This is a genomic window from Pseudoalteromonas sp. NZS11_1 (assembly GCF_015864275.1).
Lineage (GTDB): Bacteria > Pseudomonadota > Gammaproteobacteria > Enterobacterales > Alteromonadaceae > Pseudoalteromonas > Pseudoalteromonas arctica.
Genome location: NZ_JADYXK010000035.1, coordinates 1 through 26,656 on the forward strand (window position 1 = coordinate 1; position 26,656 = coordinate 26,656).

The window sequence follows — 26,656 nt, forward strand, 5'->3', positions numbered from 1 at the left end:
AGTTACAAGTGGGAGTCAGCGTCACGAGCGATGGCAGAGCGGCTGCAAGGACAAATGGCGAACGTGATATCGGTGTGTGACCGCGAAGCGGACATCTACGAATACTTGCAGTATAAACTGAGCGAGCAGCAACGATTCGTCGTACGCTCGATGCAAGGTCGTCATATTGAAGAAGGTGAGGATAAGCTCTATGCGTTTGCAAGCGAGCTGATGAGTGCAGGCACCAAACACATCCACATTGCACAAAAAGGAGGAAGAAAAGCCCGAAGCGCAACACTGGATATCACCTATGCGCCAGTGACACTCAAAGCGCCTTACAATAAGAAAGGACGCTCCCTCCCAGTTTACTATGTCGGCTGTGCAGAGCAAGGAAACGCTGAGAACGGCTTAAGCTGGCACCTATTAACCAGTGAACCAGTCACCAGCAAAGAAGACGCTTTAGCTATCATCACCTACTATGAGCACCGTTGGCTTGTAGAGGAATACCATAAAGTCTGGAAAAGTGATGGTACGGATATCGAAAGTTTACGCCTTCAAAGCCAAGATAACATGGAAAGATTGGTGACGATTAATGGCTTTATTGCGACGCGAATATTGCAACTAAAGTTCACCAATGAGCAGCCTGATTCTCCAAGTTGTGAACAACTGTTATCTCCCAAAGCATGGAAGTTATTGTGGTTAAAGAGAATAAAAACACCATTGCCTGAAACTGCTCCAAATATGTCATGGGCGTATCAGGAACTGGCAAAGTTAGGAGGCTGGAAAGATACCAAGCGCACAGGGCGTGCATCTGTGAAAGTGTTATGGCAAGGATGGCTTAAGTTACAAGCCATCCTGGAAGGCTACGATTTAGCAAAATCTCTTGAGTCAGACTTGTGATCAAGAGACAGCTATTAGCGCCTTTTTTAGTTAGTTAAAAACTTACTTATAGTTTTCGTAAATTTTATCGAGCGGTTCTGATAAACCACTTTCTTGCACTATACGTACATGTTCACGTTTTAATTCGCGTGCACTAGTCACACCACAAGAATGGGCTATTAGCCCAGCTCCGTAATGAATGTATTTATTATAGTTAGCTACTCGTTGCGCTTTATCAGCTACATTTAAGCCGCGTTGCAAACGCTCGTTATGCGTAGTGATCCCGGTCGGACAGGTATCTTTATTACATTGCATTGCCTGAATACAGCCCAGTGCAAACATATGCCCTCGAGCCGATACAACAAAATCAGCACCGAGCGCTAACGCCCAAGCAACCTTTGAAGGAACAATTAATTTACCAGACGCGATTATTTTAATACGATCTCGCAGTCCATGTTTTTCAAGCATATTAACTACAAGCGGTAAACTTTCGCGCAGTGGTAAACCCACCGAATCCATAAGCGGTTGTGGTGCTGCGCCCGTACCACCATCAGCACTATCTATAGTAATAAAGTCAGGTGCAGACTCTATACCACGATGGTTTATTTCAGCGAACAACGTTTCTAACCATCCGTAAGCACCAATAACGGCTTTAAACCCTGTAGGTTTACCTGTCGCGTTACGCACAGTGGCAATCATATCGAGAATATCGGCTGGGTTTTTAATTTCAGGATGACCATTGGGGCTAATAGAATCTTGCCCTTCTGGTATGCCCCTAATTTTAGCTATTTCGGCGTTAACTTTGCGCCCTGGTAACATACCGCCTTTACCTGGTTTTGCACCTTGGCTCATTTTAAGTTCAAACATTTTTACTTGTTCGTGAGCCGCTATTTCTTTTAGCTTTTCAGTACTTAAATTTCCATGCTCGTCTCGTGCACCATATTTAGCTGTACCAATCTGAAACACTAAATCGGCACCACCTTCTAAATGATAAGGACTTAATCCCCCTTCACCGGTGTTCATCCAACAACCCGCTAGTTTTGCCCCTTTTGATAAGGCTCGTACAGCTGGCTTTGAAAGCGCACCAAAACTCATACCAGATACATTGAATAACGAGTTGGTCGTGTAAGGTGTTTTACAGTATGGACCCAAAGTAACATTACTCGGGTCGAGCGCTTCTTCGTCTAAAGTAGGAAATGCACAGTTCATAAACATAACCGTACCTGTTACTTCTAAGCTTTGCGTGGAGCCAAATGCAGCCGTACGGTCAACATCTTTTGCTGCACGATAAACCCAACTACGCTCTGCGCGGTTAAACGGCATTTCTTCTCTATCTTGAGCAAAAAAGTACTGTCTAAAAAACTCACCTTGGCGTTCAAAAAAATATCGAAAGCGACCAATAACAGGGTAATTACGTCTAATTGCATGCTTGGTTTGTGTTACATCTCGAATATAAAAAACGACAACGATTAAAACCAATAACCCTAAAACAACAATAAACATACTTGCAAATACATCAATACTAAACATTATAAAATTACTCACCCAAGGCCCCTTGATGACTGTTTTTAAAATAAAAAAGTGCTATATCACCAAAATGACATAACACTTTTATTTGTTCAAGGCTTTAACTGCCTTATATCTAATTCTGTTGTTTAGCTAACTCTGCTTTTATATATAAACGCACTTGCGTTTCAAGTACCGATAAAGGCACTGAACCATGGCGTAGTATTTGATGATGAAATTCACGAATATCAAAGCTTTTTCCTAGCGCTTGCTCTGCTTCAATGCGTAAACGCTTAATAGTAAGCTCACCTATTTTGTACGAAAGCGCCTGTGCAGGCCATGTAATATAACGATCGGTTTCGGTTTTAACGTTATGCAACGAAAGCGCTGTATTTTCGCTCATAAAGTTCATGGCACGCTCGCGACTCCAGCCATACATATGCATACCTGTATCAACAACTAAACGCGCTGCTCGCCACATTTCATACGTTAAACGACCAAAACGGCTATATGGGTCTTGATAAAAGCCGGCTTCTAAACCTAAATATTCAGAGTAAAGCCCCCAACCTTCGCCAAATGCCGAGAGGTAAGCATCACGACGATAGCTCGGCAGATTTTCAAGCTCTGCATTAAGTGATATCTGTAAATGATGACCTGGCACTGCTTCGTGCAGCGTTAATGCTTCTAAAACATACAAAGGGCGCTTATCTAAAGCGTAAGTATTTACCCAATAATACCCTGCTTCATCATCTCGATTAGAGCCTGAATATCGACCGGTTGTGTATTTAGGTGCAATACTGGCCGGTACAGGTGCTACACCATAAGGTTTGCGTGGTAAGGTATGAAATAACTTAGGCAGTTGTGCATCCATTTTTTTAGCAATATAAGATGCTTCTTTTAAAAGTTGCTCTGGTGTTGTGGCGTAAAATTGTGGATCAGTGCGTAAAAAGTGGATAAATTCGGCAAACGTGCCTTTAAAACCTACCTCTGCTATTACGCTTTCCATTTCACTACGAATTCGCGCAACTTCTTTTAAGCCAAGTTCGTGAATCTCTTTAGGTGTCATATCGGTAGTGGTGTAATACTTAGCTCTATTTTTATAAAACGCTTCGCCATTAGGTGTATCTGATATACCAATACTTGTACGTGCACCAGGTCGATATTGCTGCGTAAAAAACGCTAAATAATCTTTATAAGATTTTATAACCTCTTCTTTTATAATATTTTTAGCTTTTTGTTGTAGTGCTTTAAATTCACTTTCACTTAAACCAGCTGTGTTAGTTAAAAATGGTTTATAAAATTCAGACGTAGTTACATCGTCAACAATGTAGGCATTAATTGAATCTTCATAACCTTCCAATACAGCTTTAGGTTGAGTAAGCCCTGTCTCAAGCCCTTTTTTCATCCAATACATGTTTTGCTCAAAAAAGCGTGGAACTTGCGCCAATCGTGCAAGATACACTTGGTAGTCTTCCGGGTTTTTATATTGAGAACTATTTATTATGTACGACAAACCAGAATGAAACCCATATTCAGAGGTGAGCGGCATATAGTGCGCATTAAATACATATTCATCGACACTGTTTTGTACTTGAGCTCGAATAATATCGAAGTTAATTTGATTTTCGTCGCTTAGCTTTTCAATATTAATAGTGTCTAATTCAGCAAGTAATTGCGTTTTATTTTTATATTCTTGCGCTAAAAATTCAGGGGATAAATTTGGTAATAAATAACCTTCAACACCACCTACACTATCGTAAGGGTTAATGCTTTCTCTATAATCAACAATACTTTGCGCTACTTGAGTAAATTGTTGATCTGAATTTTGCATGGTCATCTGGCATGCACTTAATGAGCACAAAACCGTGATACCAAATAAAGATTGGCGAAGTGGCTTAATTAAAAAATGATTCATTATAATGTAACTTAGCAGTGTTATTAATTTCATAAAGCTATCGTAGGGTAAATAAATAGCAAGTAAATGAGACCAACCTCATAGTAATAATCCCTACTTATACTAAGTGTATTAATACGTTACATACATTAAATGAAGTAAAAACAAGCTTAATTGATGACAAAAACAGCTATTGAGCCGCTAAAGTAAAATTTAAGTTCCCTAACTCTCATTTTTCCTTTTAAATAGCGATTATAAAGATTACTGTAGATAAAAATAATAAAAAGCTGGGATGCATAACCGCCTCATGGAATGAGATATTTTAAAATTTGCACTTATGCGTACTTAGTTGGTATTTAAAATGATGTTCCATGATTCCATGGCTATTGCACAAGAAAAAATGACCAAAGTGTGTGTTTTTTTAGAGCGCTATACGCTCCCACCTACGCCGCTGAATTATCAAGTTATTTATGCTTATACCAGTCAAACTAATCTCAAGCTAAATAAAGCTTTAGACCGTGCTATCGCTGTTGAAGACAATATAGATAGCGTTTTAATTGAACAACTACATTCTGAGTTTTTAAATACTGGCCACAAAGCGCAAGTCAACATGATTCAAAATGTTGATGGTGTTATAAACTCACTTTCTCAAAATTCTCAAGCTACTGAAAAGCAAATAATTCGCTTTGCGGGTCAAGTGAGCGAATGCGTACATTCGCTAGATGAGAACAACATAGAACAAAGCCGTCAAGCGCTTGAAGTTCTTCATAATCAAACCGCCGAATTACTCAACCAACATAAGCAATTTAAGCAAGAACTAAGCAAAGCCAAACAACTACACGAAAAAACACAAAAGCAGCTAACTCAACTTCGTAAACAGCATATTATTGATAGCCAAACAGGGCTTTATAAGCGCCATTATTTAACGCAACAAACCCAAGTGTGGACTAATCAACAAAAATCTATTTGCGCAATAGCGATTCAAATAGACAACCTTGATCACTTTACTAAAAATTATGGTGATATTATTGGTGAAGTCATTTTGAGTAAAGTTGCTAAGCAAGTGCAAAAATATGTTTTTCAAAGTGGCTTACCTGGTCGCACAGCTAAAGATCAATTTACTGTTTTGCTCGCCGACATCGACCCAGATACGGCCAATGTGATAGCCGAGAAAGTAAGAAATGGGGTCGAAAAGCTACGCTTTGTTAGTTCAAAAACAGGTATCAAGCTACCAAGTATTGGCTTATCACTAGGAATTGCTCAGCATCAACAAGAAGATGATTTTAATCAGTTAGCAAAAAAAGCATCTCATGCGGCTTTTAAAGCACGGTCATTAGGTCAAAGTAGTTACACTGCAGGGCAATAAATTACCTGATAAATCATATTCAAATTGCACCTACTGTGTACAATAAAGTACACTAACCTCTATTGTCACGATAGAGATTAATCATGAACGAAACCGAACAAAAGACCACGCATTTTGGTTATAAAACAGTAGCCGAGAACGATAAAGCTTCTATGGTTGCTGATGTATTTCACTCAGTAGCTGCAAAATACGATGTAATGAATGATTTAATGTCTTTTGGTGTGCATCGTTTATGGAAACGTCAAACTATTGCAAGCTCAGGTGTTCGTAAAGGCCATCATGTACTCGATTTAGCCGGCGGCACTGGCGACTTAACGGCAAAGTTTAGCCAATTAGTGGGCGAAACGGGTCAAGTTGTTTTGGGTGATATAAACTCATCTATGCTTAAAGTTGGTCGTGAAAAACTGCATAATCTTGGATTAGTGGGCAATATCGACTACGTACAAATGAATGCAGAAATGCTACCGTTCCCAGATAATAGCTTTGATGTGATCACTATTGCCTTTGGCTTACGTAACGTTACCGATAAAGACAAAGCATTACGCTCTATGTACCGCATTTTAAAGCCAGGTGGTCGTTTACTTGTTTTAGAGTTTTCAAAACCAGAGCATGACGTACTTAGTAAAGCTTACGATTTTTACTCATTTAATTTATTGCCTACAATGGGTAAGCTAGTTGCTAACGACAGTGAATCGTATAAGTATTTAGCTGAATCTATTCGTATGCATCCAGATCAAGACACGCTAAAAGCGATGATGGAAGATGCAGGCTTTGAGCAAACAACATACCAAAACCTCACAGGCGGAATTGTTGCGCTGCACCGTGGTTTTAAATATTAAGGCTAGCAGTTATGGCGCTTGAGAAAATAACAAAAAATAATGATGCAATGCCATCTGAATTTTTTATGTTACCTAATTTTGTACTTTCGCTTATTGAGCGTGTACTAAATCAAGCACTTAGCCTTGACCCACAATTATCTCAAAAGCTAAGCGCCGTTAAACATCAGCGCTTAGTGGTTGAAGTAAGAGATTGGCAACAAAGCATCCAACTTGTTTATAGCGCTGAGCAATTACACTTATACAGTGCTCAAAATAATGAAAACGCAGATTGTATGATCAGCGCAGACATAGACACGCTTTTAGCGCTTAAAAACCCAGCTATGCTTACCCAGTTAATTCGCCAAGATAAGCTCGACTTACAAGGCGATTTAAATATTGCGCAAACTTATAGCAATGCGTTTTCAGGCATTGATATTGATTGGCCTGAACAGCTCTCTAGATACATTGGCGATACCCCCGCTCAGCAGTTATATCTGCACTTAAAAAAACTAAAACAAAAGAGCAGCAAAACCAACACTAAAATAAGTACAATGCTTACAAGTTTATGCCAAGATGAGCTCGCAATTACTATTCACCCATTAGAACTTGAGCAATTTAAACAAAAAAATAGAGAACTCAAAGGCCAAGTCGCTGCTGTTGAGCAGCGTATAAATACCTTGTTAAACTCTTTTTCACCTTCAAACACCCGCTAAGGATTTTTTGTGTCGACTGCACGTTTGTATAACATCACCAAAACATTACTTAGCTATGGGTTAGACGAGCTAATTCCAAAACATAAGATCCCTTGGTTTGGTAGAGTAGCTCGTGGCAGTTTGTTTTGGCTGCGTAATCAGCACAAAGAAAAACCTGCAGGGCTACGCTTACGTTTGGCACTACAAGAGCTTGGTCCTGTTTGGATTAAATTTGGCCAAATGCTCTCAACTCGTCGTGACTTACTCCCTCATGATATCGCTTTAGAGCTTGCGTTTTTACAAGATCAAGTTCAGCCATTTGAAGGCGCACTTGCACAAAAAATTATAGAAAAAGCGCTAGAAATTAACGACATAAGTGAGTTGTTTAGTGAGTTTTCACAAACTCCACTAGCTTCTGCATCTATAGCGCAAGTACATACAGCAAAGCTTATTGATGAGCAAAGCATTGAGCAAGATGTAGTAATTAAGGTTATTAGACCCAATATTTACGAGCAAATTAATGCCGACTTGGCGTTAATGGAAAAGCTCGCTAAGGTACTTGCAAAAGTCCATAACGAATCAAAACGTCTACGCCCCGTTGAAGTGGTTAAAGAATACAAAAAAACACTCCTAGACGAGCTCGATTTAATGCGAGAAGGTGCCAATGGGATTCAACTAAAACGCAATTTTGAAGGCTCTGATTCATTATATATCCCTGCAGTTTACAGTGATTACAGCCGTAGCAATGTGCTGGTAATGGAGCGTATTTACGGTATACCTGTGTCTGATACGGATGCATTACTGGCGCAAGACACTAATATGAAATTACTTGCTGAGCGCGGCGTAGAAGTGTTTTTTACGCAGGTGTTTAGAGACAGCTTTTTTCATGCCGACATGCACCCTGGTAATATATTCGTCTCTCGCGAGCATCCTGAAAATCCAATGTATATCGGTATTGATTGCGGTATAGTTGGTACGTTAAGCAAAGAAGATAAACGCTATTTAGCTGAAAACTTTATCGCCTTTTTTAATCGTGATTATCGCCAAGTTGCACAGCTACACGTAGATTCTGGTTGGGTACCACCAGATACTAGCATTGAAGAATTTGAATTTGCGATTCGCACAGTTTGCGAGCCTATATTTAATAAACCTTTGGCTGAAATTTCATTTGGTCACGTGCTCGTAAATCTATTTAATACTGCACGTCGTTTTAACATGCAAGTACAACCGCAATTAGTATTGCTACAAAAAACCTTATTATACGTTGAAGGATTAGGGCGTCAGCTTTACCCGCAACTCGACTTATGGAAAACAGCCAAACCCTTTTTAGAAGATTGGGTGAAGCAGCAAGTTGGACCGCTATCAGTACTGAAGCAAATGTATGCTAACTTGCCATTTTGGGCTGAAAAAATGCCTGAGTTACCTGATCTAATTTACCAAAATTTAAAGCGTGCACCACACGCTCATCAACCTCAAGAACAAAAGGTATCTCATAAACCTTTAATATTGAGTTTATTTGGTAGTGCTACAATGATTATGGCAACACTTTGTTATTTACAGCACGATTTAGTAGCTGCAAGCATTGCAATAGCCTTATCTGCTATTAGCTTTATTGCAGCATGGCGCAACGCATAAACTGAGTGCTATTTGCGCTATTGGGCGTATAATTAGTATTTAAAATATACATTTAACCGTTTTATATATTGGAGAAAACCATGGGTTTTGGTGGTATTAGTATTTGGCAATTATTAATTGTTTTAGCGATCATAGTTTTACTTTTCGGCACAAAAAAACTACGCGGTATGGGTGGTGATATTGGAGGCGCTGTTAAAGGCTTCAAAAAAGCAATGTCGGACGACACAGCGAGTGAGCAAGAAAAATCAGAGCAAATTCAACAATCAGAAAAAAGCACCGTTGACGACTCAACCAATACTGAAAAAAACAAAGATAGCAATAAGGTTTAATTAGTATGGGGATGTGGGAGCTTGTTGTTATTTTTATTGTTGGCTTAGTGGTGCTCGGTCCTGAGCGCTTACCTGTTGCTATTAGAACAGTGAGTAAATGGGTTAAAACCGCTAAATCACTTGCCAACTCGGTAAAAGCCGAAGTAAGTGAAGAACTGCGTATTCATGAACTTCACGAAAACCTTAAAAAAGCAGAACAACAAGAACTAAAAGACTTAAGCCCTGAGCTACAAAGTTCATTAACAGAGTTACAAAAAGCGGCTGAATCAGTTACTCACAGCTACAAAAAAACACAATCTGATACATCAAATAACCAACAACTTGATGAGAAAAAGTGAAATTTATTTCTCACTTTGTGGTCAACTTACTACATGGTATAAAAAATAATGGCTGAGGAAGTAAAATCGGGGTTTGTAGCGCATTTAATTGAGTTACGTGATCGGCTAATAAAAGCACTATTGAGCATTTTAGTTATTTTCATTGCCATAGTATATTTTGCGAATGATATTTACGCCTTTGTTGCACAGCCGTTAGTTTCGCATTTGCCAAGTACTGCGACTATGATTGCAACCGATGTAACTGCACCCTTTTTTGCACCTTTCAAACTTACTTTATTTGTCGCTTTATTTGCGTCGATTCCGTGGATATTGCATCAAATTTGGGGCTTTATAGCACCGGGGTTATATCAGCACGAAAAGAAAATGCTCATGCCCATTCTCGCCTCAAGTATAATATTATTTTATGGCGGCATAGCTTTTTGTTATTTTGTAGTTCTGCCAATTATTTTAGGCTTTTTTACAAGTACCGGCCCAGAGATGATGACTCTTGCGCCCGATATAAGTAGCTATTTAGGGTTTGTATTAAAACTATTTTTTGCATTCGGTATCGCTTTCGAAATTCCAGTAGCTATTATGCTGCTATGCTGGAGTGGCGCAACAACAACAAAAAGTTTAAAAGAAAAGCGCCCTTATATCGTCGTGGGTGTTTTTGTAGTGGCTATGTTCCTAACACCGCCTGATGTTTTATCACAAACATTATTAGCATTTCCGATGCTTCTTTTGTTTGAACTAGGTTTAATTTTAGCAAAATTTTATACCGCCAAACCACAAAAAGAATCTGAGGAATAAAATGAAAAAACAACTACTCTCACTATTGGTTTTATTAAGTACGCCTACTTTTGCTACGCAAACTGAATTGAATACTCAGGCCCTGCAAGCATGTAGCTTTATTGAAAATGACTTTAACCGATTACTTTGCTATGACAATACAATTACTGGTAAATCACTAACAAAGCCAACAATAACAAAAACGCTCACTCCACCAACGGCTAACAATGTACCTCTAGTCGTAGCTGCTGCACCAATGCAAGCAAAGGCAAAAACCGACGATTTTGGCTTAGAGCACAAAGAATCACAGGTAGAAAAAGAGACTGAAATTAAAGCTATGGTTACTTCAGTGAAAGAAGCAGCTTATGGCGAGTTAATTATTTCGCTAGATAACGGCCAACAATGGCGTCAAATTGGCTCTGACCGCATGCGTTTAAAAGAAAACGATACAATTGTAATCAGCCGTGGTGCATTTAACTCCTTTTTACTGAAACAAGACGGTAAAAACCGCTCTATTCGCGTTAAACGTACTAAGTAATGTCATATACGTTAATTGATGCTGGAGTTAACTTAACTAATCATCAATTTGATGACCAGCATCATGATGTAATTACCCGTGCAAGCGAAGCCGGTGTTACAAATATGCTTATGATAGGTTGTGATATTGCGAGTAGTCAGCAATCACTTGAACTTGCGATAAAACATCTTCAATATTCTACGGCGGGTGTCCACCCACATGATGCTAAATCGGCGACGAATGAATTAGAAGCACAATTAACTGCACTTGCTAACAATAAGCAAGTCATAGCGATTGGTGAATGCGGCCTTGATTATAACCGTGACTTTTCACCTCGCGATGTACAGCGTAGTGTTTTTAGACGCCACCTAGCACTTGCCGAAAAATTAGATTTACCTGTTTACTTACATGAACGTGATGCAAGTGACGACATGCTAAGTATTTTAAAAGAGTTTAATATTCGCGGTGTACTCCACTGCTTTACAGGTAACTCAGCAGCTCTAAAACAATATTTAGATTTAGGTCTGTATATTGGTATAACGGGTTGGGTATGTGATGAAAGGCGTGGTAAAGATTTACAACAACTAGTGCCTAGTATTCCTCTAGATCGATTATTAATAGAAACTGATGCACCATTTTTAATTCCACGAACAGTTAAGCCAAAGCCTAAATCGCGTAAAAATGAACCCGCTCTGCTTCCTTATATTTGCCAAACAGTTGCGCAACTTTATCAAATAGATGAAGAAGTTGTGGCCCGCAAAACTACAGAAAACTTTTACAATGTTTTTGGTTTAAAGAGCTGCTAATGGCGTGCGCAAAAGCATTACTAAGTCTATTGATGCTTCTTTGCACTTTTTGCTCTTTCGCAAGCCCTGTAATAATAAAACATGATTTTAACTCCCAAAACATTAATAACCTGCATTACTCTTTTGAACCAACTTCGCTATTAGATGCACATCAAAGTAGCCATATACAGTGGCAAAAAAACACAGGTAAACCTCTTAACCTAGGTCTTGAGCAGCGTTCTGTATGGATGAAATTTAAAATAAAAAACACGCTTAGTTATAATACCGAACAACTGTTGTCACTAAACAACCCTCTGCTAAACGACGTTCAAGTATATCAGTTACATAACTCGCAATTAATTTCTCACACCCAAATTGGCGATGCATACCCCCTTGATAAACGTGCGATTAAGAGTGAATCTTTATTAGTTAAACTAATTAGCCCTGCAAATAGCGAAACCATTATTATTATGAGAGTGACGAATAGCTCCGGCTTGCGAGTCCCTTTAACGCTGTGGCAACCAGAAGCTTATTTGGCACATAAAGGTAAACTTAATTTACTCTATGGCTTATTGATTGGTTTTATATTTTCTTTAGGCGTGAGTTGCTTAGTTTTATATAGTTTTTCACGTAAACGTTATTTTGTTTATGCTGGTTTAATTACCCTCACATTAGGTAGTTTATTAGCCTACATTTGTGGCTTTGGCCTAAAATATATTCACCCTAATTTGCCAGCGTTACAGCAAGTTATGATCCCTATATTACTTATGCTTATTGCTTTAATGTTTTTGCCTTTACAAAAGCAAATTTGCCATCCAAAGCCCTCTTTTTTACTAACGGTTCAAAAAGTGATAGTTAACGCATTAGGTGTCTCGTTATTGTTTATTTGGCTATTTCCAAACCATATAGTGACACTATTTTGCTTAACTACTATCCCAATCGTTTTAGGCTTTTATATTGCAACTACACTTATGTGCATACGTTTATCACCTTCTAAACCTAATAAAGCGCTACTGCTCGTATTAGTTTTTTTCTTGGTGGTGATGCTTTATTTTATTGTTGCAGTAATAGGGCTATACGCCTTTGACAGAAGTACATTAGCATTTGTATTTACATGCTTTTTTAGCTGCACATTTTGTCTATGCTACAGTGTAATGAAGTTATTTATTTTGCAACGTGATGAAGAAGTAATTGCTCAGCAAACCTTGATTGCTGAAAATGCAGCTCAAGATACGCTACTTAAAGAGCGCTTAAAGTTACAAGAAAAAACACGCCAAGAACTCGAATCACAAGTCGACGAACGCACCTTTGAATTGCAAGTTACACTCAGAGAACTTGAAGAAAAAAACCGCTCACTTGAGTTACTCAATACCGAAGACGCTTTAACCGGAATAAAAAACAGACGCTTTTTTGATAAAAAGCTAATAATGGAGATTCGTCGGTCTCGTCGAGAACAAACGCCGCTTAGTATTGTTATGCTTGATATAGACCGATTCAAAAGCATTAACGATACATACGGACACATAATTGGCGATCAAGTTATTAAAGCTGTATCTGACCTTATAAAAGATCATTTAAAGCGACCACTCGATGAAGTTGCTCGTTATGGCGGTGAAGAGTTTGTGGTGCTATTACCTAATACCCCCAGCGAAGGTGCACAAGACATAGCTGAAAAAATACGAGCAGCTATCTCAGCCAGTACAGTAACGGTTGCCAATAATGATATTCAATTTACAATTAGCGCTGGTGTATACACCAGCATTGCTGATGATGTTAGCAACCCTCAAATTTTTACTGAGTGCGCCGACAAAGCACTTTATTACGCAAAGCAACATGGCCGTAATCAAGTAATCACTTTTCCATTACCACAGTAGGAGCATATTAATATGGCCCAATCAGGATTAGACCTTTTCCCATATACTCGCATGCGCAGAATGCGCCGCAGCGACTTTTCTCGCCGCTTAATGGCCGAAAACCAACTTAGCGTAAACGATTTAATTTACCCTGTATTTGTACTAGAAGGTAAAAATCGTCGCGAAGCAATTGAATCAATGCCTGGTATTGAACGTCTATCGATAGATTTACTATTACTTGAGGCAAAAGAACTTGTTGATCTTGGCGTACCTGCCGTTGCTATTTTTCCAGTAACCCCTGCGGACAAAAAGTCACTATTTGCCGAAGAAGCATATAATGACGATGGCTTAGTGCAACGCACTGTTCGCGCTTTAAAAGAAGCCTTTCCTGAGTTGGGTGTAATTACTGATGGTGCACTTGATCCATTCACGACGCACGGTCAAGACGGCATTATTGATGACACAGGCTATGTAATAAACGACGTAACCACCGAAATTTTAGTTAAACAAGCACTCTCGCATGCAGAAGCGGGCGCTGATGTAATTGCCCCTTCGGACATGATGGATGGCCGTATTGCTGCAATTCGTGAAGCACTTGAAGCTGATGGGTTTGTGCATACCCGTATTATGGCCTACTCAGCTAAATATGCATCTAGCTACTATGGCCCATTTAGAGACGCAATAGGTTCTGCTGGGAACTTAAAAGGTGCCGATAAAAAAACCTACCAAATGGACCCAGCAAACTCTGATGAAGCAATACGTGAAGTCGCATTAGACTTACAAGAAGGCGCTGATATGGTCATGGTTAAGCCTGGCATGCCTTATTTAGATATTGTACGTCGTGTTAAAGACGAGTTTGGTGTACCTACTTTCGCATATCAGGTAAGTGGCGAGTATGCAATGCACAAAGCAGCTATTGATAACGGTTGGTTAAGTGAGGAAGCTACTATAATGGAGTCTTTACTTGCATTTAAGCGTGCAGGCGCTGATGGAATATTGACCTATTTTGCTAAGCAAGCCGCACAATACCTAGCTAAAAAGTAAGGTTTTTATAAAAAGGCGGTTAAACCGCCTTTTATTTACATTTGTTTACATTTTTGTATTATTTTCGTCATATTTATTCTCTAAACTGGTGTCCCATTTTGGGATTAATACACGGGAATAATAAAAAAATGTTTAAAACAAAAATAACACCACTCGCACTTGTTATAGCAAGTCTCAGTGCGCCAGCCTCTGCAGATCTAATCATTTCAGAATACATAGAGGGAAGCAGTAATAATAAAGCAATTGAGCTTTATAATAACTCGTCATCTCCACTAACTCTTGATCAGTACTCACTAAGTTTGTATGTAAATGGCAAAACTACAATTCAATCAACTCTTGATTTGTCTGGTACTTTGGCAGCTAACAGTACCTTTGTTGTTGTTAATTCAAGTTCAAATGATGCACTAAAAGAAAAAGCCGATTTAGAACATGGTGTTGCTAACTTTAATGGTGATGATGCATTAGTCCTAATGCAAGGTAGCACTGTAGTCGATAGCTTTGGCCAGCGCGGTGTAGATCCCGGTTCGTTTTGGTCTGAGGGCGCAGTACAAACACAAAATAAAACACTTCGTAGAAAAGATAGTATTACCGCAGGTAGAACAACACCTGACGCAGAGTTTAACCCAAGTGAAGAATGGGTACAGTTTGACCAAGATGACTTTGATGGCTTAGGTTCACATGCAGGTAATGGTGGGACAACACCTGAACCAATTCCAGAACCAGAACCACTTGAACCACTTGTTTGTGGCGCAGAAAGAGTACTAATTAACGCTATACAAGGCGATAGCTCTGCAAGCCCGCTTGTTGATACTTTAGTAGAGTTTGAGGGTATTGTAACCGCAGACTTCCAAGATGATGATCAATTAAAAGGCTTTTTTGTTAGCTCACTTGCTGCTGACATAGATGCAAATCCTCTCACCTCTGAAGGTGTATTTGTTTATTTTGCAGATATTGACGTAAACGTAGGCGACCATGTACGTGTACAAGGTACTGTAGAAGAATATTTTGATGCAACACAAATCGGCAGTGTTAGCCAAGTTGCCATATGTGGCACTGGCTTAGCTGCAGCAGCTACAAAAATCACTTTACCTTTAGCTGATACAACTGATTTAGAAGCTTTTGAAGGTATGTTAGTTACATTAGAACAACCATTAGTAGTAACTAATAACTTTGGCCTTGGTCGATATGGTGAAGTTGAATTAGCAACAGAACGCTTGTATCAAGGTACCCAAGTTGCATTACCTGGAGATGCAGCTAATGCAGTTGAAACTGAAAATCTACTTAAAAAGATTTTACTAGATGATGGCTCTACAGTACAAAACTTAGACCCTACAGCCTACCCAACTCCAGGCTTATCAGCAGAAAATACATTACGTACTGGCGATACAGTTAATACGGTTACGGGGGCACTTGCTTATAGCTTCAGCCTTTACAGAATCCACCCAACTGTAGCACCTTCGTTTATTGCAACAAATCCACGTGAAAATGCGCCTGAACTTAATGCTGAAGCAGATTTACGTGTAGCTAGCTTTAACGTACTTAATTACTTTAATGGTGATGGCCAAGGCGGAGGGTTCCCTACAGCCCGAGGTGCAGATTCAGAAGCTGAATTTACTCGCCAAGAAGCTAAAATTGTAAGTGCCATTAGCGCTATCCAGGCCGATGTTGTTGGTTTAATGGAAATTGAAAATGATGGTTTTGGCGAATTTAGTGCAATTGCAAGCTTAGTAGATTCATTAAATGACGCTGATAGTGCTAACAACTATGCATTTGTTGATTTTAACGTAGATCAAATTGGTACCGATGCAATTACTACCGCACTTATCTATCGTGCTAACAAAGTAGAAGAAGTAGGTACTGCTGCTATTACGACTGAGGCTCCATTTGATTTTAGTAACCGTGCTCCAATTGCACAAAGCTTTAAATCATTAGAAACTGATGAAGTATTTACTGTTGCTGTGTCACACCTTAAATCTAAAAGCTGTGGTAGTGCTTCTGGAAACAATGCAGATTCAGGTGATGGACAAGGCTGTTGGAATGAAATACGCACAGAAGGTGCTAATGCATTCGCAAATTGGCTTGATAGCAAACCAACCGGTGTTGACGACGAAGATACAATTTTAGTCGGCGATATGAATGCTTACGCAATGGAAGATCCTATACGTGCATTTGCTGATAAAGGCTACAAAAATGTAGTTGCAGAAATTGATGGTGATACGCTTGGTTATTCTTACAGTTTTTCTGGTCGCGCAGGTAGTTTAGATCATGCAGTAGCTACCCAATCACTACTTAGCAAAATTGTCGCAGCAACAGATTGGCACATCAACGCAGATGAACCTATTTCTCTTGATTACAATGTAGAGTTTAAAAGTGAAGGTCAACAATCTAGTTTGTACTCTGAAAGTGCATACCGCGCATCAGATCACGACCCTGTAATTATTGATATTAAATCTGAGGTAATTTTAACTCCTGAGGAACAAACACCAGTCATTACAGCCGCTCAAGCATTCTCAATTGATGAAAGCAGCTCCGTCGGAACAGTAATTGGTCAGCTCGTATTTAGTGATCCAAATCCGGATGTATCGCCAGTGGTTGAGTTTATAGTGTCGGGTAGTGAGACAATTTCAGTCAATGAACAAGGTCAACTTATTGTAGCCGGTGAACTTGATTTTGACGCTGAAGGTACAATTACACTATCAGTGCAAGCGAAAGATAGCGTAGACAACGTATCTGAATCGGTAACGGTTACAATTAACGTCACTGAAGCGAGCTCTGATGATGACGATTCAGGTTCATTATTATGGTTATCACTTCTTTTAGCACCACTATCAATAGTGCGTCGATTTAAAAAGAAATAACTAAGTTAAATCTAAACATTTAAAAGCCGCTCTTGCGGCTTTTTTATTTTATACAAATGTAATTCAGACAAGCTTCATTAAACCCCACGTACTATGTTCATACGATCCGTAAATCTTCTAGTCATTAATCAGTAACAACTACATACATTTGAGTGAATTTTACACAAAAAACCTCAATGAGTTACATGTGATAAGTTTACCTATTGAAAAATATAAACTTTTAAAGGGTTCACTTCTTGCTTTAGTAATCTAGAAGATACTTACAAAGAAATCAATATTTACCCTAAACGTAAAAATAAGTCGTGTTTTTATAAAGGAATGAGAATGAAACAACTAACCCAAAATCTGCCTAAATGGCAAAAGAAGTCAGCACCACTACTGGGTCTACTTATTATTTTTTCGACTTGGGGCAATAGCAACCAAGCGATTGCTGCAACCGTTGATGTAGCAATCCCACAAAGTAGCTTATTTGACGTAATTAGCGCCCGCGCTAAAAAGTTAGCAAGCGAAGAATACGTGGCGCCTAAAAACATTGAGCTTGAAGCACTTAACAATATTGATTATCAAGATTACCGTTCAATTCGATTTAAAAAAGACAAAGCAGTATGGAAAGATGAAGGCCTGTACGAGCTGCAATTATTCCATCCTGGTTTTTTATATAAAACACCTGTGACAATAAATACCGTTGATAGCGACTCTAAACGCAGTCGCTTACCTTTCAGTACTGACTTTTACCAATACGATGGCACTGCTGCACCACTACAAGAAGAAATAGCTAAAAGTGTTGCGGATACTCAACTAGGCCATGCTGGATTTCGTGTGCATTACCCGTTAAATACTAACGAGTATAAAGACGAAGTAATGGTATTTCAGGGAGCATCGTATTTTAGAGTTGTTGGCCCTCAGCAAGTTTATGGATTATCAGCTAGAGGCCTTGCCATTGATACTGCAGAAAATTCAGGTGAAGAATTTCCAATGTTCAAAGAGTTTTGGTTAGTTAAACCAAAGGCCGACCAAACCCAAATTACCATTTTTGCATTATTAGATAGCCCATCCATATCGGGTGCATACAAGTTTAGTGTTGACCCTACAACTAATATGCTAGTTGATGTTGATATGCAGATATTTGCACGTAAAGACATTAAAAAGCTCGGCGTAGCTCCATTAACGAGTATGTTTTACCACGGTGAAAACAGTACCAAATTTTTTGATGACTATCGCCCTGAAGTTCATGACTCGGATGGCCTATTAACTCAATCTGCTGATGATAAATGGGTATGGCGCCCTCTTAACAACCCTTCACAGCTAAGTGTAACTTCGTTTTCATACAATAATCCAAAAGGTTTTGGGTTAGCTCAACGAGACAGAGATTTTAATAACTATCTGGACACAGAAGCACATTACCACAACCGCCCTAGTCTATGGATTGAACCACAAGGTGAATGGGGAAATGGCCGTGTAGAGCTTGTAGAGATACCTACTGACACAGAAACTAACGACAATATCGTCAGTTACTGGGTACCAGAAAAGCCAATGAAAGCCGGTGATTCATTAAAGCTAAGCTACAAAATGACGACCTTTAATGCAATTTTAACTCAGCACGAAAAAGCGAGAGTACTGCGCACAAGGATCGGTAGCGCCGCTTTACCAGGTGAAGACAATCCACCACCAAAAAGCCACCGCCAATTTACTGTTGATTTTACTGGGTCAGAAATAAATCAACTCTCTGAACAGTTAAAGCTAGATGCCGACATTCAACTTACAACAGGCGAAGTAACCGACGTGAATGTACAAAAACTGCCTGATTCACGCGGATGGCGTGTAGCCTTTAAAATTGCACCACAGGACGATCAACCCGTTGATATGCGTTTATCGTTAAAACTACGTGACAAAGAAATTAGCGAGGTATGGAGTTATGTTTGGTACCCAAATGACATCAAGTAATAAAGGTAAGGGCACTCCAATGCCATTCAAAACATTAAGAGTTTGGCTATTTGCTATTGCAGCGCTTGGCACATCTGGCTACGGCATATCTATTATGTTTGAGATTTTAAGCTCAAACGGTATGACATTACTTGAGTATGCTCTTTTAGTATTATTCTCAATCACTTTTGCCTGGATTGTAACGGCATTTTGTAGTGGAACAATCGGCTTTGTATTACAGCTATTACGAATTGACCCACTTACGCTAAAGCGTATTAAACCAATTGAGTTCAATAGTGAGGCAATTAACGCCCAAAAAACCGCCGTTGTAATGCCTATTTACAACGAAGACACCCACCGTGTTATCGCGGGCTTTGAAGTTAGTCTGCAATCGTTAAAAGAAACAGGTCAACTTGCAAACTTTGATTTTTACTTATTAAGCGACACGCAAGACCCAGAAATAGCTAAAAACGAGCTAAGTGCATGGCATGCATTGTGTGAACGTTTAGGTGATACGGCTAAAAACGTTTTTTATCGTCGTCGCGAAGATAACAAACACCGTAAAGTAGGTAACCTAACCGACTTTTGTGAGCGCTGGGGCAGCCAGTACGACCATATGATTGTACTTGATGCAGATAGCGTAATGACCGGAAAATGTATGTTAGAGCTTACTACAAGTATGCTCAACAACCCACAAGCAGGCCTGATCCAAACTATTCCGATCCCTGTTCGTCAAGATACCTTTTTTGGCCGCTTTTTACAGTTTGCGTCAGTGCTATATAGCCCAATGCTCGCTACTGGCTCAGCTTTTTGGCAAACTGATAAAGCCAACTACTGGGGTCATAATGCAATCATTAGAGTTGAAGCATTTATAACGTGCTGTGGCTTGCCAACACTAAAAGGTAATGCACCTTTTGGCGGCGAAATTTTAAGTCATGACTTTGTAGAAGCTTCACTACTTCACAGTGCTGGTTGGGATGTATTGTTGCTATCAGATATTGAAGGTAGCTATGAAGAAGTACCAAGTAACATTCTAGACTACGCTGTACGCGATAGACGCTGGGTGCAAGGTAATATTCAGCACTTAGGTTTACTATCATCATCAAAATTAAAATTAATGAGTAAGCTGCACTTTTTACTCGGTGCGACAGCCTATATTTCATCACTAATTTGGCTCTCAATGCTAGCGCTAAGTACTATTGATGCAGTAACGCGCGCATTAAATAGTGATGTGTACTTTAACCGTGTTTATCAATTATTCCCTACATGGCAAATAGCTAAAACCGATCTGATTGATTCACTCTTGTATTTAACTATTGTTATTTTATTAATGCCTAAACTAATGGGCATAATAGTAACCTTAATACATAGAAACAAACGCTTTGGTGGTTCAATTAAGCTCATACTAGGTTCAATCATTGAAACCATATTTGCTATTATTGTTGCCCCATTAATGATGGTATTTCATGCTTACTTTGTACTTTGTGTGTTTTTAGGTAAAAAAGTGAAGTGGGATGCACAACCGCGCGAAGGTCGTATGGTTCCGTGGAAAGAGGCGTTTGGTTATACGTTATTCTCAACTATTGTGGCTATTGCATGGGGTTGTACGGCTTACTACTTCACGCCCGTATTCTTTTGGTGGTTATCACCTATATTGCTGGGCTTAGTATTAGGCGCTCCGATTATCCGTTATACCAGTAGCATTAAACTCGGTGTACAACTAAGAAAGTTAGGTATATTTATTTGCCCTAGTGAAGTTGATAACGACTCAACTCTAGAGGCACTTAAAATACATCTAAAAGAAATTTCGGTACCAGAGGAAGGTGCTTATCCACAAACAATACCAGCACTACCACAAGAGCAGTTGGTAACAATGCCTATCCAGTCTTTTAAGAAGCCACGCAGGCTAAAGATGAAAGCGCTAAAAGCTAAGGCTATAAAAAAGTTTAATTAGCGCGTTATAAAATACAAAAACAAAAAAGGAGCGATTAATCGCTCCTTTTTGCTATCTAAATTAAAGATCAAGCATTGCATTTATCGCTAATATTTTCAATTTTGTTAGCTAACTTATTGCAGTACATTTTAGAAATAGCTGATTGCGTTTCATCATCAAGTTGCCAGTTATAAAAATGGAACGTTTTACCATTATCTAACTCCACCTTAAAAATGGTGAAAAGAAAAAACGAACTAAATGATACGCAACTAATTTCCTCGCTATTGATATAACGCTTTGTGCATAAACGCGTATAACAAATGCCTGCTTTATAACAATGTAAAAAACGAAGATGAAGAATATTAAAAGTAGTAATAATCAGTAGAGCTGGCATTACAGTGAGAAAAACAATTTTTAGGTTCACAGAAAATATAACATGAATTAAAAATATTAAGCTGAATGCTAAAACGCATTTTGTAAATTGTAGCCACCAGTTTGGTGCTAATTTAATAGATTTCATGATTGTTACGTCTTATATAGAATTAATAGCAAACGTCTCTGCTGCGGAGACTTCCTTATCTGACTTTAGAGCTCTAGTCTAAAAGTGCTAGTATTCTACATTACGTATATAGACGCATCAATAGAAGTTCTTAAAATTCATATGGTTACATTTAATTTACAATTAACCTATTATAAACCAACCAATTAAGTAATTGAGGTAAATAAATTGCTCTCTAGTACCTTTTTATTAACTAGTAACATAGGACTAATTAATAATAAAAAGTAGTTATAAACAACTACAAAAAAATAAAACCAAATTATAGGCAATAAAAAACCCGCAACATGTGCGGGTTTTTTAAAGAATTAAAGAGCTAATTACTTAGCAGCTTTTTTCTCTTTTTCTGCAGCGATTACTGTATCAGCAACGTTTTGCGGACATGCAGCGTAGTGTGAGAACTCCATAGAGAACTGACCACGACCAGATGTCATTGTACGTAGTGTACCGATGTAACCGAACATTTCTGATAACGGTACGTCAGCTTTAATACGGCTGCCTGTTAAACCAGCTTCCTGGTCTTTCATCATACCACGACGACGGTTAAGGTCACCGATTACGTCACCAACGTGATCTTCTGGAGTGAACACGTCAACATTCATGATTGGCTCAAGAAGTTGTGCGCCCGCTTTAGGGATCGATTGACGGAAAGCGCCTTTAGCAGCGATTTCGAACGCGATTGCAGATGAATCCACGGCATGGAAACCACCGTCGAAAAGTTCAATTTCAACGTCAAGTACAGGGAAGCCAGCTAGAACACCAGTACCCATCATTGACTTGAAGCCTTTCTCAACTGCAGGCCAGAATTCTTTAGGTACGTTACCACCAACTACTGATGATTTAAACGTGAAGCCTGAAGCAACTTCGCCTGGCTTGATGCGGTAGTCGATTTTACCGAACTGACCAGAACCACCAGATTGTTTCTTATGCGTGTAGCTATCTTCAATTTCTTTAGTGATAGTTTCACGGTAAGCAACTTGTGGTTGACCAACAATAAGGTCTACGCCGTAAGTACGCTTAAGAATATCTACTTTGATATCTAAGTGAAGCTCACCCATACCTTTAAGGATAGTCTCGCCTGAATCTTCATCAGTCTCAACTTGGAAAGATGGATCTTCTGCAACCATTTTACCGATAGCAACACCCATTTTCTCATTACCGCCTTTATCTTTAGGCTGTACAGCAATCGAGATTACTGGAGTTGGGAATACCATTGGCTCAAGTGTTACAGGGTGCTTAGGATCACATAGAGTGTGACCAGTTTGCACGTTTTTCATGCCTACGATAGCAATGATGTCACCAGCTTGTGCGCTAGTTAATTCGTTACGGTCATCTGCTTGCATCTCAACCATACGGCCAACACGCTCAGTTTTACCAGTAAACGAGTTAAGGATAGTGTCACCCTTGTTTAGTTTACCTGAGTAAATACGTACGAATGTTAATGCACCAAAACGGTCATCCATTATTTTGAATGCTAACGCTTTGAAAGGTTCGTCAGTAGATACTACTGCGAACTCGCCATTTTCGTTACCTTCTTCATCCATAAGAGGTTGAGGATCAACTTCTGTAGGACATGGTAAGTAATCAACAACAGCGTCAAGAATAAGCTGCATACCTTTGTTCTTAAACGCAGAACCACAGTATGTTGGGAAGAAAGCAAGGTCACGAGTACCTTTACGGATACAACGTTTGATGTCTTCTAAAGAAGGTGCTTCACCTTCCATGTAAGCTTCAAGTAGTGCATCGTCTTGCTCAAGGGCAGTTTCAACAAGCATTTCATAATACTCGTCAGTTTTATCTACCATGTCTGCAGGAATGTCTGTGATTTCGTAGTTTTCAGGAAGACCAGTGTCATCCCAAACGTATGCTTTTTTAGTTAAAACATCTACAACACCAACAAACTCATCTTCAATACCAATTGGTAAAGTCATGATTAGTGGAGTTGCGCCAAGTACTTTACGTACTTGCTCAGTTACACGGTAAAAATCAGCACCCATACGGTCTAATTTATTTACGAAGATAATACGTGCAACTTCTGAATCATTAGCATAACGCCAGTTAGTTTCTGATTGTGGTTCAACACCACCAGAACCACAGAACACACCGATGCCGCCATCTAGTACTTTAAGTGAACGGTAAACTTCAACTGTGAAGTCAACGTGTCCAGGAGTATCGATAACGTTAAAGCGGTGATCTTTCCAGAAACAGCTTACAGCCGCAGACTGAATAGTAATACCGCGCTCAGCTTCTTGTTCCATGAAGTCAGTAGTAGATTCACCATCATGAACCTCACCAGTTTTATGGATTTGACCAGTAAGCTTTAGGATACGCTCAGTAGTCGTGGTCTTACCCGCATCAACGTGCGCGAAAATACCAATGTTTCTGTACTTCGATAAATCTGCCATTAATTTTGCTCTTAATAAAGTCGATAAATTATTCCGCAGGAGTATAACATCACTTAAAGCGAACATCACCATACAAGCCGCTTAAAATGCAATCAATTCAACATATTTTTTTTATCGTCAGTATCTATTAAATATCAAACATAACAAAAAAAACGTAAGACACTGAAATAAATAGCATTTAATATTTTAGCATCAGGTACACAAAGTTACTTCGCTATTTTATAGCAACGTTCAGGGCGGCCAATACTGCCATAACTTTGATCCGCTGTTAACTTACCTGATTCAAGCAAATACTCCAAGTAACGGCGTGCTGTAGAGCGACTAACACCAACCAAATCGCCCATTTGCTGAGCGGTAAATGCAGTGGTTGCGTGCTCTACAAAAGCATCATGTATTTTTTGCAGGGTAAGTTGATCGACCCCTTTTGGTAAACGAACAGACGTGTTGGTTTGCTGCTTTGAACCAAATAACGTATCAACCATTGACTGCGTTACTTCACTTGCATCAGAAAAACATTGTTGACGTGATTCAAAACGTGCAAGTGCTTGATCAAGTCGGTTTAACATTAATGGTTTTACTAAAAAGTCGCATGCACCTAACTGCATTGCTTTTTCAAGGGTTTCGACCTCTTTTGCAGCAGTGAGCAGCATAACCTCACTTTTAATCGTTCGACGTCGTAAGTCGGTCAATAAATCAAGTCCGTTACCATCAGGTAAATGTATATCGAGTAAAATCAAATCGGGTTCAATTGCATGCAGTAAGGCTGTTGCCGTGCTTAAATTACCTGCAATGCCCACTACCTGATACTGTGCTTGCCTTAAACTTTGCTTTGGCGTTTGACTACCTGCGACACCATTTGGTAATAACAAGTACTGCGCTAATAGCTGTGCTACCTCTACTTCGTCTTCAATTATTACTACTGAATACGTCATGTTTAATGCTCTTATTATTTTGGAATGTAAACACTTAGTCTTGCACCAAGTAGGTCTGACTCACCAATTTCTAACGTGCCACCGCATGAGTCTAAATTTGTTTTTACTAAATATAAACCAATACCATGCTCTGCTCCTGATTTAGAGCTGTACTGAGGGGTAAAAATAACATCATGGTCAGAACCTAACCCAAAGCCTGTATCTTCTACATCAAATAAGAGAGTTTGGCTGGTTTCATCAACGGTTACCCGTACTTTTGCAGAGCGAGAGTTCGATGACCTAATAGCAGCCTCAATCGCATTATCTATAAGGTTACCTAAAATAGATACAACTCGCTCGAGCATATCTTTACGTGCAATAACACCAAGTAGGCTGTCGGGGTTAAGCTCAAGCGCAACATTTAATTCTCTTGCTTTATGATATTTACCCACCAACAAACCAGCAAGCACAGGGTCTTGTATGCGCTCTAACAAGTTATGAATTTGTGCCTGAGAGCCCTGGCTTTCTTGCCCTATTATTTCTATAGCTTGTTCGTTTTTGCCCATTTGCACTAACGCACCAATTAAGTTGAGCTTATTAGAATAGTCATGAGTTTGTACCCTTAAAAGCTCTGCAAAAGCCTGAACTTTAGTAAGTTGTTGGCTTAAATACTCAAGTTCATCAGAGGGGCGCATACTCAGTAAAATACCATCCGCCTGCCCTTGCACTTGCAAAGAAAATCTCGATAATATAAGGCGTTTATCGGCGGCAAATAATTCAAAACCCACTATTTTACGTCGCTGATTACGCAATAAAAATTCTGCATGTTCAGGTAATAAATCGTTTAAGCTGAGGTTCTGATTAATAATTGAAGTTGGTTTATCTAATATTTCGCAGGCGCGTTGATTGAGTTTTCGTACTTTTCCGTCCGGGTCGAGTGCAATAATACCGCTGCGTACCGTATTTAAAATTGCATCTTGTTCTGAAAACAAACGTGCAATTTCATCTGGCTGCAGGCCAAAAATAGCATTTCTGACACGCTGTCCAATATAAATAGCCGCCAGTATACTTAAACCTACAAGTATTAAGCCCCATATTAAAATTTCACTACTGCGAGAGAGAATAAGCGGATCGATTGATTGTACTAAAAAACCAACCGATACAACGCCTACTATTTCATTATTACCTGCGTACACCGGCACTTTGCCACGAATTGATTCACCTAAGCTACCATGGGCCACCGAAATATAGCGTTCACCTTTTAATGCAGCTTGGCTATCGCCTCCGACCATTTTTTTGCCAATTTTATCTTCATCTGGATGCACAATACGAAGCGCATTTTCATCGCCAACAACAATAAAATCAGCACCTACAAGCTGTCGTAAATCTTCAATTTGCATGTTAATAGCGGTTAAGTCACTAGGTATTTTCAGTGCATTAATTACATCAGCACGTGTGGCAATACTGCTTGCCACAGCTAATGCTTTATCACCAATATGGTTATGTAAGCTTTGCGCTGTAAGTTGATACACCAACGCGCCAAATAATAAAGCCTGCAATACACACAATCCTGTTACCCAAATAATTAATCGTGTTTCTAATCGCTTAGGTTTTGTGACCATGTTTTGCAATGGATTTAGCTTGTTGGTGTTTTTCATTTCATTCTC

At 39.2% G+C, this 26,656-nt stretch carries 20 protein-coding genes; 15 read left to right on the forward strand and 5 right to left on the reverse strand.

Annotated elements, in window-relative coordinates:
* Positions 1-879, forward strand: an 879-nt coding sequence (locus I6F44_RS17830; RefSeq protein ID WP_197174287.1) for an IS4 family transposase, incomplete at its 5' end; no start/stop codon positions are given.
* Between the two features lie 42 nt (positions 880-921).
* Here I6F44_RS17830 and I6F44_RS17835 read toward each other — a convergent pair.
* The gene (locus I6F44_RS17835) at positions 922-2,388 is read right to left on the reverse strand and encodes an FMN-binding glutamate synthase family protein (protein ID WP_007579865.1); all 1,467 of its coding nucleotides are present in this window, start codon (positions 2,386-2,388) and stop codon (positions 922-924) included.
* Positions 2,389-2,500: 112 nt separating this feature from the next.
* Complete coding sequence (locus I6F44_RS17840; RefSeq protein WP_121953989.1) at positions 2,501-4,279, reverse strand: DUF885 domain-containing protein; 1,779 nt, start codon at positions 4,277-4,279, stop codon at positions 2,501-2,503.
* A 358-nt stretch (positions 4,280-4,637) separates the two neighbouring features.
* On the opposite strand from I6F44_RS17840, the gene I6F44_RS17845 reads away from it, so the two are divergent.
* The 14 genes from I6F44_RS17845 to mdoH all read left to right on the forward strand — a co-directional run bounded on the left by I6F44_RS17845 (position 4,638) and on the right by mdoH (position 21,138).
* On the forward strand, positions 4,638-5,624 hold the full coding sequence (locus tag I6F44_RS17845; protein ID WP_007579862.1) for a GGDEF domain-containing protein: 987 nt from the start codon (positions 4,638-4,640) through the stop codon (positions 5,622-5,624).
* Positions 5,625-5,707: 83 nt separating this feature from the next.
* Positions 5,708-6,463 carry a bifunctional demethylmenaquinone methyltransferase/2-methoxy-6-polyprenyl-1,4-benzoquinol methylase UbiE gene (gene ubiE / locus I6F44_RS17850; RefSeq protein ID WP_024589468.1) on the forward strand — a complete coding sequence of 252 codons (756 nt, stop codon included), beginning with the start codon at positions 5,708-5,710 and terminating at the stop codon, positions 6,461-6,463.
* A gap of 11 nt (positions 6,464-6,474) precedes the next feature.
* Positions 6,475-7,155 (forward strand): ubiquinone biosynthesis accessory factor UbiJ, encoded by a 681-nt coding sequence (locus I6F44_RS17855; RefSeq protein WP_121953988.1) that lies wholly within the window; start codon positions 6,475-6,477, stop codon positions 7,153-7,155.
* Between the two features lie 9 nt (positions 7,156-7,164).
* Positions 7,165-8,769: a ubiquinone biosynthesis regulatory protein kinase UbiB gene (ubiB, locus tag I6F44_RS17860; protein WP_197103482.1), complete on the forward strand. Its 1,605-nt coding sequence runs from the start codon at positions 7,165-7,167 to the stop codon at positions 8,767-8,769.
* An 80-nt stretch (positions 8,770-8,849) separates the two neighbouring features.
* The gene (gene tatA, locus I6F44_RS17865; protein WP_007579853.1) at positions 8,850-9,098 is read left to right on the forward strand and encodes a Sec-independent protein translocase subunit TatA; all 249 of its coding nucleotides are present in this window, start codon (positions 8,850-8,852) and stop codon (positions 9,096-9,098) included.
* A gap of 5 nt (positions 9,099-9,103) precedes the next feature.
* Positions 9,104-9,436, forward strand: a complete 333-nt coding sequence (gene tatB / locus I6F44_RS17870) for a Sec-independent protein translocase protein TatB (RefSeq protein ID WP_007579851.1) — start codon at positions 9,104-9,106, stop codon at positions 9,434-9,436.
* Positions 9,437-9,484: 48 nt separating this feature from the next.
* Complete coding sequence (tatC, locus tag I6F44_RS17875) at positions 9,485-10,225, forward strand: twin-arginine translocase subunit TatC (protein WP_121953986.1); 741 nt, start codon at positions 9,485-9,487, stop codon at positions 10,223-10,225.
* Between the two features lies 1 nt (position 10,226).
* Positions 10,227-10,742, forward strand: coding sequence for a hypothetical protein (locus I6F44_RS17880; RefSeq protein ID WP_121953985.1), 516 nt, complete (start codon positions 10,227-10,229; stop codon positions 10,740-10,742).
* Positions 10,742-11,527, forward strand: coding sequence for a TatD family hydrolase (locus I6F44_RS17885; RefSeq protein WP_121953984.1), 786 nt, complete (start codon positions 10,742-10,744; stop codon positions 11,525-11,527). Before I6F44_RS17880 ends, I6F44_RS17885 begins: the two co-directional genes overlap by 1 nt.
* Complete coding sequence (locus I6F44_RS17890) at positions 11,527-13,380, forward strand: sensor domain-containing diguanylate cyclase (RefSeq protein WP_007579840.1); 1,854 nt, start codon at positions 11,527-11,529, stop codon at positions 13,378-13,380. Before I6F44_RS17885 ends, I6F44_RS17890 begins: the two co-directional genes overlap by 1 nt.
* 12 nt (positions 13,381-13,392) lie before the next feature.
* Positions 13,393-14,403, forward strand: coding sequence for a porphobilinogen synthase (gene hemB / locus I6F44_RS17895; RefSeq protein ID WP_024609387.1), 1,011 nt, complete (start codon positions 13,393-13,395; stop codon positions 14,401-14,403).
* Between the two features lie 128 nt (positions 14,404-14,531).
* Positions 14,532-17,261: an ExeM/NucH family extracellular endonuclease gene (locus tag I6F44_RS17900; protein WP_121953983.1), complete on the forward strand. Its 2,730-nt coding sequence runs from the start codon at positions 14,532-14,534 to the stop codon at positions 17,259-17,261.
* A 324-nt stretch (positions 17,262-17,585) separates the two neighbouring features.
* A complete protein-coding gene (locus tag I6F44_RS17905; RefSeq protein ID WP_121953982.1) occupies positions 17,586-19,205 on the forward strand; it encodes a glucan biosynthesis protein G in 1,620 nt (539 codons plus the stop codon).
* Positions 19,177-21,138, forward strand: a complete 1,962-nt coding sequence (gene mdoH, locus I6F44_RS17910; protein ID WP_197174288.1) for a glucans biosynthesis glucosyltransferase MdoH — start codon at positions 19,177-19,179, stop codon at positions 21,136-21,138. The genes I6F44_RS17905 and mdoH overlap by 29 nt, the downstream gene beginning before the upstream one ends.
* Before the next feature lie 855 nt (positions 21,139-21,993).
* On the opposite strand, the gene fusA is transcribed toward mdoH, so the two are convergent.
* The 3 genes from fusA to I6F44_RS17925 all read right to left on the reverse strand — a co-directional run bounded on the left by fusA (position 21,994) and on the right by I6F44_RS17925 (position 26,647).
* Positions 21,994-24,078 carry an elongation factor G gene (fusA, locus tag I6F44_RS17915; RefSeq protein WP_010554859.1) on the reverse strand — a complete coding sequence of 695 codons (2,085 nt, stop codon included), beginning with the start codon at positions 24,076-24,078 and terminating at the stop codon, positions 21,994-21,996.
* A gap of 206 nt (positions 24,079-24,284) precedes the next feature.
* Positions 24,285-25,010 carry a response regulator gene (locus I6F44_RS17920; RefSeq protein WP_024589479.1) on the reverse strand — a complete coding sequence of 242 codons (726 nt, stop codon included), beginning with the start codon at positions 25,008-25,010 and terminating at the stop codon, positions 24,285-24,287.
* 14 nt (positions 25,011-25,024) lie between these two features.
* The gene (locus I6F44_RS17925; RefSeq protein ID WP_121953979.1) at positions 25,025-26,647 is read right to left on the reverse strand and encodes an ATP-binding protein; all 1,623 of its coding nucleotides are present in this window, start codon (positions 26,645-26,647) and stop codon (positions 25,025-25,027) included.
* Positions 26,648-26,656: the final 9 nt, after the last annotated feature.